8 protein-coding genes are annotated in these 12,110 nt (G+C 54.0%); 4 read left to right on the forward strand and 4 right to left on the reverse strand.

All coding sequences use genetic code 11. From position 1 onward, the window contains the following. Window positions 1–232: 232 nt before the first annotated feature. The 3 genes from PXG97_RS03090 to PXG97_RS03100 all read right to left on the reverse strand — a co-directional run bounded on the left by PXG97_RS03090 (window position 233) and on the right by PXG97_RS03100 (window position 4,138). Window positions 233–1,159: a lytic transglycosylase domain-containing protein gene (locus PXG97_RS03090; protein ID WP_276496251.1), complete on the reverse strand. Its 927-nt coding sequence runs from the start codon at window positions 1,157–1,159 to the stop codon at window positions 233–235. Window positions 1,160–1,356: 197 nt separating this feature from the next. Further along, a complete protein-coding gene (locus tag PXG97_RS03095; RefSeq protein ID WP_276496252.1) occupies window positions 1,357–3,312 on the reverse strand; it encodes a PAS domain-containing hybrid sensor histidine kinase/response regulator in 1,956 nt (651 codons plus the stop codon). A gap of 10 nt (window positions 3,313–3,322) precedes the next feature. Continuing rightward, window positions 3,323–4,138, reverse strand: coding sequence for an alpha/beta fold hydrolase (locus PXG97_RS03100; protein ID WP_276496884.1), 816 nt, complete (start codon window positions 4,136–4,138; stop codon window positions 3,323–3,325). 285 nt (window positions 4,139–4,423) lie between these two features. Here PXG97_RS03100 and PXG97_RS03105 point away from each other — a divergent pair, with 285 nt between their 5' ends. After that, on the forward strand, window positions 4,424–6,304 hold the full coding sequence (locus PXG97_RS03105; RefSeq protein ID WP_276496253.1) for a gamma-glutamyltransferase family protein: 1,881 nt from the start codon (window positions 4,424–4,426) through the stop codon (window positions 6,302–6,304). 113 nt (window positions 6,305–6,417) lie between these two features. Here the strand turns inward: PXG97_RS03105 and PXG97_RS03110 are convergent, their stop codons facing one another. After that, window positions 6,418–7,239, reverse strand: a complete 822-nt coding sequence (locus tag PXG97_RS03110) for a hypothetical protein (protein ID WP_276496254.1) — start codon at window positions 7,237–7,239, stop codon at window positions 6,418–6,420. A 246-nt stretch (window positions 7,240–7,485) separates the two neighbouring features. On the opposite strand from PXG97_RS03110, the gene gndA reads away from it, so the two are divergent. The 3 genes from gndA to pgl all read left to right on the forward strand — a co-directional run bounded on the left by gndA (window position 7,486) and on the right by pgl (window position 11,321). Next, window positions 7,486–8,907 carry an NADP-dependent phosphogluconate dehydrogenase gene (gndA, locus tag PXG97_RS03115; protein WP_276496255.1) on the forward strand — a complete coding sequence of 474 codons (1,422 nt, stop codon included), beginning with the start codon at window positions 7,486–7,488 and terminating at the stop codon, window positions 8,905–8,907. 121 nt (window positions 8,908–9,028) lie between these two features. Next, window positions 9,029–10,537, forward strand: coding sequence for a glucose-6-phosphate dehydrogenase (gene zwf, locus PXG97_RS03120; RefSeq protein WP_276496256.1), 1,509 nt, complete (start codon window positions 9,029–9,031; stop codon window positions 10,535–10,537). 22 nt (window positions 10,538–10,559) lie between these two features. Further along, on the forward strand, window positions 10,560–11,321 hold the full coding sequence (pgl, locus tag PXG97_RS03125) for a 6-phosphogluconolactonase (RefSeq protein WP_276496257.1): 762 nt from the start codon (window positions 10,560–10,562) through the stop codon (window positions 11,319–11,321). The last annotated feature ends 789 nt before the right edge of the window (window positions 11,322–12,110 follow it).

The raw sequence follows: 12,110 nt of genomic DNA on the forward strand, positions 1-12,110 counted from the left end.
GGGCTGCCGTGCTTGAGCAACAGCACAAGCTAGTGCAGCATATTGCACCGGTGCTCACACAAAAAAGACAGTAAGGGTAGGGTAAGGATCTGGGGAAACAAGAACTTTCTTTCTACGGACAGGGGGCTATGCCTCTGCGGCTCCCCTTCCCAAGTCCTTCATCACTCCTACAAATAGCTGAAGGCACGCGAAGAGGGGCCGGTTAACAAGATAGCAACATCTGCTGCTGAGCCTACATGGCCTCCTGTGGCAGCTTTAACTCGAACTCCTTTCCTGCCGGCACAGTTAGTCTATACCCCTTTATCCAGGGGTTGTAGAAGCGCAGCGATTTGTAGTTGGTGCCTTGCTCCAGGGCAAAGGCGGGCAGGTCGGCAACGGAGGAGGTAACTTTTACGGAGCGGTACGGCAGGGGCTTATAACCATTATCCTCGTGCATTTCGAAACCATACTTTTGGGGATTGCCCAACACCTCTTTCAGCGCCAGGATGCGAAACATGTAACGCGAAGTCTCATCATTCAAGTAGAGGTCATAATACGAATCAACTCCCTGCCGCTCCAGCGCACGGGCAAGGCCAGCCATACCTCTGTTGTAGGACGCTGCCGCATTGGTCCAGGAGCCAAACCGTTCTTTAGCCCTTTTCAGGTACTGTACAGCGGCAAGCGTAGCTTTCTGCACATGGAAACGCTCATCCACCTCCCCGTTCACGATGAGCCCGTACCCGCGGGCTGTATCAGGCATCAGCTGCCAGAAACCCGCGGCCCCGGCCGGAGAGGTTACATGGCCGAAAAGGCTCTCGGCCAGTGCCAGGTAAACAAAGTCCTCGGGAATGCCATTTTCCCTCAGCAGGACCTTGATCTCTGGAACGTACCGCTGCATGCGCTTCAGGCCCAGGAGCGTTGTGGCATGCAGGTAGGAATTCACGAGCAGCTCGCGGTCCAGCCGCTCCGCCACATCCGGCACATGCAGCGGTACCGGTTCACCGGCAAAATTAAGGGCGGCAGGCATCGGGGGCGGTGAAAACACAGGTTTCAAAGCATTCATTTTCGCCTCGCCTGCGGCCATACCACCTGCCGTCATGATCTGCTGCTGGCTACACAGTTGCAGCGCCGCCACCATAACTAACACTCCGCCCACATATTTCCAGATCTGCTGTGACATCGTTCCTCCCTTCTGATTCGTGAAAAATATTCCTTTTACATTCGCACTCTTTAAATTATGAAAAAATAAAGGATCGGCAAAATGGCTCCTTTGGGCAGTCGCATACTTTCCCTTCGTTTCCCTCCCACCTGTTTACCCAACTTCCTGTATGCTTTTGCGCTATTACCCTGCTGCTCACCGTTGTTATCTGGTAGTTCTTAGGAAGCTAAAAGCTTTAGCCTTTCATCAAGCCCGTTCAGAACAATCCTGAAGTGCGTTCCAATAAGATGCTCCTCCAACTCTAACTGCTCCGGGGCTACGTGCGGAGACCGCAGCAATTCCAGCCCATGTTCCAGGCACGCCAAGAGTTGCTTCGCCTGCAGCAGCACCAGGCACGTTTCAATGTTCTGTACCCAGAGTGCATACTGCTCCTGGTCCTGATTTTTCATAGCTGTCGCCACTGCCCTGTCTGCCTCATTCAAGGTGCCGATTGTGATTTGAATCAAGTCCAGCATTCCTTTGGGGTCATCTGACATCAGGTCGTTTATAGAGGAAAGATCAAACGAACTAGTTGAACCTTCGCTGGGTTGGGGCAAGACCTGCTCCCCCTCCTGAGCTGCCGAAGGGGCTCTGCTGTGGGAGGCGATTAGCTTGTACAGTGTATTGGGGTTAAAGGGCTTTGCCAGGATGCCGTTAATACCAGATGCGGCCAATTTACGTTCATAGTCAGATCGGGCAGAGGCAGTGAGTGCGATAATGGGAAGGTTATGAAATTTACCGCCCTCCATTTCTCTTATTCTCCTAGACGCCTCATATCCGTCCATCACGGGCATCTGCAGGTCCATCAACACCAGGTCGTAATTGTGTTCCGACACCATTTCAAGGGCCTGCTGCCCATTGCCCACCACATCAAAACGTACGCCCCAGTTGGTCAGGTACTGCGACAGCACATAAATATTGATTTTGTTGTCCTCAACTAAAAGCAGCCGCACCCCCCGGGCAGACTTTGGCTCGTCCTGCTGCCGGTTTACGTCAGGGGTTGCTTCTCCTATCTTAAGGTTCAGGCTAAAATAAAAGCAAGAGCCTTTGCCGGGCTCACTTTCTACCTGCAACTTGCTGCCGTACAAGCCCAGCAAACGCTGGCTGATGGCCAGCCCCAAACCAGTTCCTCCGTGGGTACGGCTTATGTTAGCGTCAGCCTGTTCAAACTCTTCAAACACCTTCTCCAGCTTGTCTGACGGAATGCCCATACCTGTATCCACCACTTTGAACAACAGAGATGCACGATGGGCATGCTGCTCCTTTAGCCTCAGCTTCACCTTAATACTCCCCTGCTCAGTAAACTTGATAGCATTGCTGATCAGGTTATTCAGCACTTGCACCAGCTTCAGAGAATCTACATGCAGCAGCGGGGGAACATCCTCCCCAATCATAGCCTGTAGCGTCAGCCCTTTTTCTTCCGCTTTGGGCTCAAAGCCCATCACGACACTGCCCACCAGCTCGCGTATGTTTACAACCTCCTCCTCCAGAGACACTTTGCCCGCCTCTATCTTACTGAAGTCCAATATGTTGTTGATCAACTTCAGTAAGTTTTCCGTCGATAATTCCAGTATACTTAAATATTCCGCTTGCTGGGGCGTAAGGCCTGTGTTCCGCAGCAAGTGCACTATGCCGACAATGGCGTTGATAGGAGTTCTTACCTCATGGCTCACGGTGGAGAGAAACTCTGCTTTAACGCGTGCTGCCTTTTCTGCCTTCTGCTTGGCCTTTAGCAGTTCCAGTTCATACTTCTTCCGGTCCGTGATATCGAAGACAGTGGTTCTGTACATTGCTGGTCTGCCTTTGGTGTCTCTTACGAGCGTTGTGTTCAGCAGCACCGGCAACATGTTTCCATTTTGGCAGCGTAATGCGAAATTTATCTCATTCACAAAACCCTGCATTTGTAGCAGCGGGTAATAATGCGTTTCGTAAAAAATCGCGTCACCTACCAAAAGCAGGTCCTGGATCTTTTTAATGTAGAGAAGGTCGGCGCGCTCATAGCCTAGCCAGTTCAGGAAGGTATGGTTCACTTTGATGAACGTACCGTCAGGGAGTGTAGAATAGTACCCGCAAGGAGCGTTATCGTAAAGCTCCTCTACGCTTTCTTCCAGCAACCCTTCCTGGGCAAGCTGCACAAGCTCATGTCTACTTACCCTTACCACCAGTCGGATGCGCTAAAAATTCTTTGATGGCTGCAATGGTCTGTTCTGGCTCGCTCATATGGGGGCAATGGCCTGAGGCATCAAGCATCACCAACTCGCTGCCAGGTATGGCGTGGTGCACAAACGCCCCTACCGAAGGAGGAGCGATTATATCCTGCGTGCACTGCAGCACGAGAGACCTGGTGCCTACCTTAGGAAGGTCGGAGCGGTTATCAGACAGGAATGTTACACGGGCAAAATGTTTCGCTATTTCTGGGTTTGCCCTGCAAAAGCTGTTCCTGAGTTCCTCGGCTAGCACCGGCTCCTCTGGCTTACCCATAATGACCGGCGCCACCGCACTGGCCCAGCCCAGGTAGTTGCTATCCAATGTGTCGAGCAGGCTATTGATGTCCTGCCGGTTAAACCCACCCACATAATCCCCCTCGCTGATATAATAGGGAGATGGGCTCACCATGACCAGGCTTTCGAAAAGGTCCGGCTCCTTTAGAACCGCCAATACGCCTATCATGGCGCTCACGGAGTGTCCAACCAGGATCACGTCCCGCAGCTCCAGCGCATGGCAGATCTCCAGAATGTCATCGGCATAGCCCTGCAGCTGGCTGTACTTTTCCCTGCTGTACGCAGACTCATCCGACTTACCGGCCCCCACATAATCAAACAGCACCACCTGATACTTCTCTTCGAAGGCAGGAGCTACAAAACGCCACATGTTTTGATCGCAACCATAGCCGTGGGCAAACACCATAGGCTGCTTGCCCTTCCCGCTAACCTTTACATTATGCCTTTTAAGCACATCCATTTTGTGGCCTTTCCAAAAAATATCGAACACGTAAAACTATAGCCAATAAATAGCTAGCTTACAACCCTTTACTCATCCTTATTATCCTTCTATTCATTACGCTAAACCATATCTAACGTTATATTTTATATTTATTTAAGCCAATAAATAAGCATGTATATTTATACTTGTCTTTGCTTAGGCTCCTGTCTCCTCAGAACTAAGAGACGTGCGGGTATAAACTCAGAGGCCGATTTATTTTAAAAATTTTTGTACTTATCTTTCGTGAAACCACCCTTCCTAATTATGAGAAGAATCATAACACTTGCCCTGCTGATAGCAGTCACTTTCTCGACAACAGCACAGCAGACGCAGAAGCCGGTGCTGCACGGCAAAAACTGGATGGCCATCACCGGGAAGCCGCTGGCGGCCACAGCAGGAGCCATGACCTTTCAGAAGGGGGGCAATGCGGTGGATGCGGCTTGTACCATGTTAGCCGCCACCTGCACCTTGTGGGATGTATTGAGCTGGGGAGGCGAAACCCAGGCGCTCCTTTACAACCCCAATACCAAAAAAGTAATTGCCATCAACGCCTTGGGCGTTGCCCCAACGGGAGCCACACCAGAATTCTTCAGGAGCAAAGGCTATAACTTTCCGCCAGAGTACGGCCCGTTGGCCGCGACCACCCCTGGCACACCCGGGGGCCTGATGCACATGCTGGCAAACTATGGCACCATGAGCCTGGAGGAAGTGCTGGCCCCAGCCATGGAAATGGCCGCCGGGTACCCTATGGAGGCCCAGACAGCCAACAGCATAGAGCGAAACAAGGAGCGGATCAAGCAGTGGCCTTATAGCAAGAAAGTGTTCCTGACGCACCTGGGTGAGGAAAGGGAAGCTCCTGAGGCCGGCGAGATCTTCGTGCAGCAAGACCTGCTGCAAACGCTTACCAAGCTAGTAGAGGCCGAACGCGCCGCGCTCAAGAAGGGAAAAAGCCGGAAAGAAGCCATTATGGCGGCTTATGACCGCTTCTACAAAGGCGACATTGCCAGGGAATTTGTGCGCGGCAGCAAAGAACAGGGCGGCCTAATCACCATGAAGGACCTGGCCAAATGGCAGGTGCTGGAGGAAGAGCCGCTGGCAGTGAACTACAAAGGCATTGACGTGTACAAACTGCAGCAGTGGACGCAGGGGCCGGCCATGCTGCAGGCCCTGAACATTTCGGAGAACTTCGATCTGAAAGGCATGGGCTATAACAGCGCCAGGTACATCCACACGGTCTACCAAAGTATGAACCTGGCTTTTGCCGACCGCGACTTCTACTACGGTGACCCTTACTTTGCACCGCAGGAACCTATGAAAGGCCTCCTGAGCGAGGCATACGCCAAGCAGCGTGCAGGCCTGATACAGTTCGATAAAAATGACGCCAAGATCGGCCCCGGCGACCCTTACGCTTTTGAAGGGAAGGAAAACCCTTACCTGCAATTGCTGAAAGCCCGTGGCTTCGAGTTGGACACCACCCGCCGCAACTTCGCTCCTACCCACGACATTCGCAACGGCTCTTCTATGGTGGAGTACCAGGACCGGCTCTGGAGAGGCACCACGACCATTGAGGCTGCCGACAAAGAAGGCTGGGTGGTATCCATAACGCCGAGCGGCGGCTGGGTGCCTGCCACTATTGCCGGCAATACCGGTATTGGCATGAGCCAGCGCATGCAAAGCTTTGTGCTGGACAAGGAGCTAAACCCATTTAATGTGGTAGAGCCGGGCAAGCGGCCGCGCGTTACCTTAACCCCATCCATGGCGCTAAAGGACGGCAAGCCTTACCTGTCTTTTGCCGTGCAGGGCGGTGACACGCAGGACCAGAACCTGCTGCAGTTCTTCCTGAACGTGGTGGAGTTCGGAATGAACGTGCAACAGGCAGCCGAGGCGGCTAACTTCAACACGAACCAGCTGTGGCTATCGTTGGGCGGCACCAAAACGGAAGACCGCCAGCCTAAGCCAGGCCACATCCTCCTTCACGACAGCACCCCGGAAGAGGTGCGGGCGCAGCTGAAAAAAATGGGCTACACCCTAGATTTTGACGACCGCACCAGCGGGCCGATCAACGCCATATACTTCGACTGGAAACATAACAGCTTCTGGGGCGGCTCCAGCAACCATGGCGAGGACTATGGCATTGGCTGGTAAAGTTCACCTGTCAGCGAATCTCAGGTAAGCCACCCTTTCCTAAACGGAAGAGCCCGGCCAGCAGTACTGCTGGCCGGGCTCTTCCGTTTCACACCATCGCATGTTTGCACGTGCTACCGGGGTGAAACTATCGACTGCTTTGCCTGCCTTTTTGTTTTACGGAAGGCTGGCGAAGATACAAAGTACAGTGCAAAGCCAGAAAGAACTGTGAGCAGACCCAATATGGAAAAGGCTTTCAGGAGTATGTTTCCGAAGTTGTCACGGCCCTCGTAGTCCATGGTATGCAGCATCCAAAGAAAGTCAAATGCACGCCATTGGTTGTGGCGGATTGCCTGGAAAGTGCCCATCTCCGCAGACACATACACGGTGCAATGGTCAGGTTGGCTGAAAGTTATGGCCCAGGCAGGCAAGGGCTTGCCACGGTACTCATGATGGCCTCCTGCCTCGGTCAGGTACTCCACCTTCTCAACGGCCTGCGGATCCGCCACCTGGCCTTTGGCAACCTGTACCGCCTCTGCCTCTGTTAGCGGGGCGAGCAACTTCCCCGTTTCTGCATGTGCCAGCTGCACCTTCGGGGCAGCGGAATGCCCACCACTGTGGCCTCCATCCTGATGCGCATCGAGGTCCGTTTCTCCGGCGAAATAGCGCACCTGGTAAACAGGGGCACCCTGCAGTTCTATGAGCTGCACCGAGTGCACAGAATCCAGCTGCGCTGTTGCCTTTAGCTCATCGAGCACCACCTGCGGCGATACCAGGTTCATATTCCCTGAAAAATAGCTTCGCTCCCGGCGCAGGTGGTCGCCGTGTACTTCGTCGAGGTCATTCCAGCTGAAGTATAATCCGCCAAGGGTCCAGAACAGGAACTGCACCCCGAGTACGATCCCCAGGTAACGGTGCGATTTGCGGATATAAAAGTTCTTGCTTCTGCGCTTCATAACCCGAAGATATACATTTTAACGAAAGCACAGCATGGGCTACAGGTCATCTTTTCACAAGTGACAGCCAGGGCGGTTTTGCCGGCCTAACCATACCTTCTCCCCTGCCACAAGGCACATTAGCAGTTTTTTGATGTATAGATATTTTTTATGTTGTAGCTTTACCTATCCAAACAAGCCTGTGCACGAGGCACTAGCCCTGCAGCTGCAGCCCGATAGGCTTTGACTCAACACATTAACCTGCATATGAGCGAAATACAGTACGAATTCGGAATGGTTGGCCTGGGTGTGATGGGCCGTAACCTGGCACTAAACATGGCCGATCACCAGGTGTCGGTGATAGGCCTGGACCTTGACCCCGTGAAAGCAGCCGCCCTGGAGACGGAGGCGGGCACAGGCAAACTAGTCAAAGGAACCACCTCTGCCGAGGAGTTTGTGCAGTCTATCCGCAGACCGCGCGCGCTGATGCTGCTGGTGCCCGCCGGCAAACCGGTAGATGCCGTTATTGCCAGCCTGCTGCCCCTGCTGGAGCCGGGCGATATCATTGTGGACGGTGGCAACTCCTACTTCCCGGACACTGACCGGCGCGTGACGGAGCTGGCCGGCAAGGGCATCCACTTCTTCGGGATGGGCATTTCGGGTGGAGAGAAAGGCGCTCGCTTTGGCCCTAGCATGATGCCGGGCGGCAACCGCGCCGCTTATGAGAGGCTGCGCCCTACCTTCGAGGCGGTGGCAGCCAAAGTAAACGGGGAGCCGTGCGTTGCCTACCTGGGCAATGGCTCTGCCGGCAACTACGTAAAAATGGTGCACAACGGCATCGAGTACGGTATTATGCAGCTTATTGCTGAAACGTACGACCTACTGAAGCGCGGCCTGAACCTGTCGGATAATGAACTGCAAAGCATTTTTGAGCAGTGGAACCAGACCGAGCTGCAGTCCTTCCTGATCGAGATCACAGGGGAGATTCTGAAACAGAAAGATGAGTTGACGGGCAATTACCTGGTAAGTATGATCTCCGACAGGGCCCGCTCCAAAGGCACCGGCAAATGGACCTCCCAAAACGCCATGGACCTGCAGGTGCCGGTGCCTACCATTGACATGGCCGTGCTCATGCGCGACATGTCGAAGTATAAGGAAGAGCGCGTGGAGGCCGCCCGCCTGTTACCGAACCACTCGTCAACTACTGCCTCCTCAACAGCACAGGCTGAACTGGTAGACCAGGTGCGCCATGCCTTCTACTTTGCGATGGTGGTAACCTATGCACAGGGAATGGCGCAGCTGCGCGTAGCCTCTGAAGCCTATGACTATGGCCTGCAGCTGCAGGAGGTAGCCAAGATCTGGCGCGGCGGCTGTATTATCCGCGCGGTTTGCCTGGAGGATTTCCGACAGGCTTATGAGCAGAAAGCAGACCTACCCAACCTGCTTCTGGATGCGAAGATCGGGCAAGACCTTCTGGACCGCCAGCAGGACACCAGAGCCGTACTGAAACTTGCCATAGACAAAGGGATTCCGATGCCAGCCTTTATGGCATCGCTCAGCTACTTTGATGCCTATCGCAGCGAAACGCTGCCGACCAACCTGATACAGGCGCAGCGCGACTACTTCGGGGCGCACACCTATGAGCGCACCGACCGGGAAGGCATCTTTCATACCCAGTGGGGCGCGTAAGGACACCACAAACTGTTTCGAGTAGCACGTTCAACAGCAATTTATACTTTAATTTTGCAGTAACAGCAGACAGGAAGATTACCTATACTGCGCTGCTAATTACTCAACACGCATAACCTAGATGATAGAAATCCAAAAAACGGCCCCAACCATTGCGGTTATATTTGGTGGAACAGGGGACTTGGCAAAGCGCAAGCTCATCCCGGCCTTTTACAACCTGTTCCTGGACGGCTGGTTGCCGGAGCAGTTCGCCGTGATCGGTTTAGGCCGCTCTGAATCCGGCGACGAAGAATACCAGCAGCACCTGCGGGAAGGGCTTGGGAAGTTCTCGCGCAGCGGAAAGCCAAACGATACGCAGTGGGAGGCTTTTCAAAACTCCATCTACTTCCTCTCTTCCGACATCAATGACCCTGAAGCTTACAGGCAATTGGCAGACAAAATCGAGGGCATCGAAGCGATGTGGGGCACACGCGCCAACCGCCTGTTCTACCTGTCAGTGTCTCCACGTTTTATTGAGCCTATTACAGTGAACCTGGGCTTAGTGGGTATTGCCAGCAACCCGGAGCGTGACCGCATTGTGGTGGAGAAGCCGTTTGGCCATGACCTGCAGTCGGCCAAGGAGCTGAACCAGCTACTTACCCGCACCTTCCAGGAGTCTCAGATTTACCGCATAGACCATTACCTGGGCAAGGAGACAGTGCAGAACATTCTGGCTTTCCGCTTTGCCAATGCGCTGTTTGAGCCGCTCTGGAACCGCAACTACATCGAGTATGTGCAGATTACCGTGGCCGAGGAAGTAGGCGTGGAGGACCGCGGCGGCTACTACGAAAGTGCCGGCGCCCTGCGCGACATGATCCAAAACCACCTGCTGCAGCTGCTGTGCATGGTGGCCATGGAACCGCCCATCTCGTTTGAGGCCGAGGAGATCCGTAATCGTAAAGTGGATGTGCTGCAAGCCATTCGCCGCCTGTCGCGCGAGGAAGTAGGCAAGTATGCAGTGCGCGGACAGTATGGCCCCGGCTGGATGAAAGGCAAGCAGGTGCCAGGCTACCGCCAGGAGCCGGGTGTAGACCCGAACTCTACCGTGGAGACCTACGCTGCCATTAAGTTTTACCTGGATAACTGGCGTTGGCAGGGTGTGCCGTTTTACCTGCGCACCGGCAAGCGCCTGCAGGAGAAAACGACCTCCATCACCGTGCAGTTCCGCTCCGTGCCGCACCTCACTTTTCCGTCGGCTATGTCGGAGAACATCCTGCCCAACCGTCTGATCATCAACATACAGCCCCAGATGGATATCCGCCTGCGCTTTATTGCCAAAAAACCAGGACTGGACATGGCGCTGACGCCCGCCGAAATGGTGTTTGACTTTGGCGCCTACTCCAACCACTCGCAGTCGCCGGAGGCTTACGAGACGCTGCTATTAGACGCCATGCAGGGTGACGCCACGCTGTTCATGCGCTCAGACCAGGTGGAGGTGGCCTGGGACGTGATCACGCCTATCCTGGAAACCTGGGAGTCGCGCCCATCGCTGGAGTTCCCGAACTACCGCGCCGGCATGTGGGGTCCGGAAAACGCAGAGGCACTTATCGCCCGCCAGGGCCACACCTGGACGGTTTCCGTAACAGAGTAAGAACCAAAGCTAGCAACGTACAATGGTTACCATTTTTAAAGATACCAGCTACCTGAGCCAACGCGCCGCCGAGCTGTTTGTAGATGCCGCACAGGAGGCCGTGCAGAAAAACGGCCGCTTTGTGGTGGCCTTAACCGGTGGTTCCTCGCCAAAGCAACTGTACCAACTGCTCTCCCAGGAGCCTTACAGAGATCAGGTACCGTGGCAACAGACCTACGTGTTTTGGGGAGATGAGCGCTGGGTGCCTCTGACTGATGAGCGAAGCAACGCCAAAATGGCCAAAGAGCTGTTGCTCAATAAGGTGCCGGTGCCGCAGGAGCAAATCTTTCCGATGTGGGAAGACATGGCCCCGGAGGCGTATGCGCAAAAGTATGAGCAGCTACTAAAAGAGCTGTTCAATGATCAGGCACCTGCCTTCGACCTTATCCTTTTAGGCATGGGCGACGATGGGCACACGGCCTCCTTGTTCCCGCACACCGAGGTGCTGGCCGAGCAGGAAAAATGGGTGGCGGCGTATTACCTGGAGCCGCAATCCATGCACCGCATCACCCTTACAGCCCCGCTCATCAATCAGGCCAAACGCATTCTGTTCATGACCTTTGGAGAGAACAAGGCCAAGGCACTATACGAGGTGCTGGAGGGAGAGCGCAACCCGCAGGAGTACCCATCGCAACTCATCCAGCCACAGCCGGGAAGCGAAATCTATTGGTACGTGGACGACAAAGCCGCCTCGCGGCTGGAAAAGTATAAATTAGGCTTTGGGCAGCGGACCCTTTATAAGTAACAGCTGCTTCCGCGCTTGAATTTGCTATGTATACTTTCCGCTAAAGCAGCCCTTCTTTTACAATCACCGGCAGCCTCTCTGCAAAAGCAGAGAGGCTGTCTTTTTATACTTTGATTTATGCTTTCATTCATCAAATTAAGGGTATTCCCAAACCGATTTTGATCTGAACAGCCATTGCCCGTCTCTGGTAAGAATAGGCTAAACCACAGCCTCCCACTGCTGAGGTTAAACGTTAGATCTCTTTTGTGATTTACTTTTACAGTTCGCCCCTCCCATATAAAATTTAGAGGGAGCTTTCTCTCTACCGGGTCTAACCACCCCTGCCCCTCAGAGCTGCGCTCGCTACCTACGAACTCGCGTTCTCGGTAGTTTAAGGAGGGGAGCTCAGTAGCTGCTTCGGCGAAAGTATAATTTTCATGGAGATCGGAGTAGTGTCAGCAGAAGTAGAGCCCCCCTCCCAGGAGGGGATATTCTGCATACAATTTCATCCCCTGCCCCTTCGAAGGAGATATAGTTTACGTTGCATAGTAAGCAGCTATCGAACCGATTCCCAGTCTTTGGGTTGAGCGCCTATGCGAGTTTTTCCGGTGCCGAGCGCGAGCGAGGCAGCCCGAGGCACGAGGGCAGGAAAAGCTCCCAGCGCGATGCCCTTATCGAGGGCCCCTACCCCCAAGACGAGCCCGCTCGGGCTGGAGAGCACCCAGGCAAGAGATGAAACGAGTCGCATGTAAGACTAGAGGATCAGCTGTAGCTAGTAAGGATAGCTTGTGTCCAGTTGCAGAAAGCTGA

The organism is Pontibacter litorisediminis, assembly GCF_029360645.1.
In the GTDB taxonomy this organism is placed as follows: domain Bacteria; phylum Bacteroidota; class Bacteroidia; order Cytophagales; family Hymenobacteraceae; genus Pontibacter; species Pontibacter litorisediminis.

Excerpts from the sequence above, each read along its gene's own strand:
- PXG97_RS03090 (WP_276496251.1), bottom strand. The coding sequence starts at position 1,159 with ATGTCACAGCAGATCTGGAAATATGTGGGCGGAGTGTTAGTTATGGTG.
- zwf (WP_276496256.1), top strand. The coding sequence starts at position 9,029 with ATGATAGAAATCCAAAAAACGGCCCCAACCATTGCGGTTATATTTGGT.
- pgl (WP_276496257.1), top strand. The coding sequence starts at position 10,560 with ATGGTTACCATTTTTAAAGATACCAGCTACCTGAGCCAACGCGCCGCC.
- PXG97_RS03105 (WP_276496253.1), top strand. The coding sequence starts at position 4,424 with ATGAGAAGAATCATAACACTTGCCCTGCTGATAGCAGTCACTTTCTCG.
- PXG97_RS03110 (WP_276496254.1), bottom strand. The coding sequence starts at position 7,239 with ATGAAGCGCAGAAGCAAGAACTTTTATATCCGCAAATCGCACCGTTAC.
- PXG97_RS03100 (WP_276496884.1), bottom strand. The coding sequence starts at position 4,138 with ATGGATGTGCTTAAAAGGCATAATGTAAAGGTTAGCGGGAAGGGCAAG.
- gndA (WP_276496255.1), top strand. The coding sequence starts at position 7,486 with ATGAGCGAAATACAGTACGAATTCGGAATGGTTGGCCTGGGTGTGATG.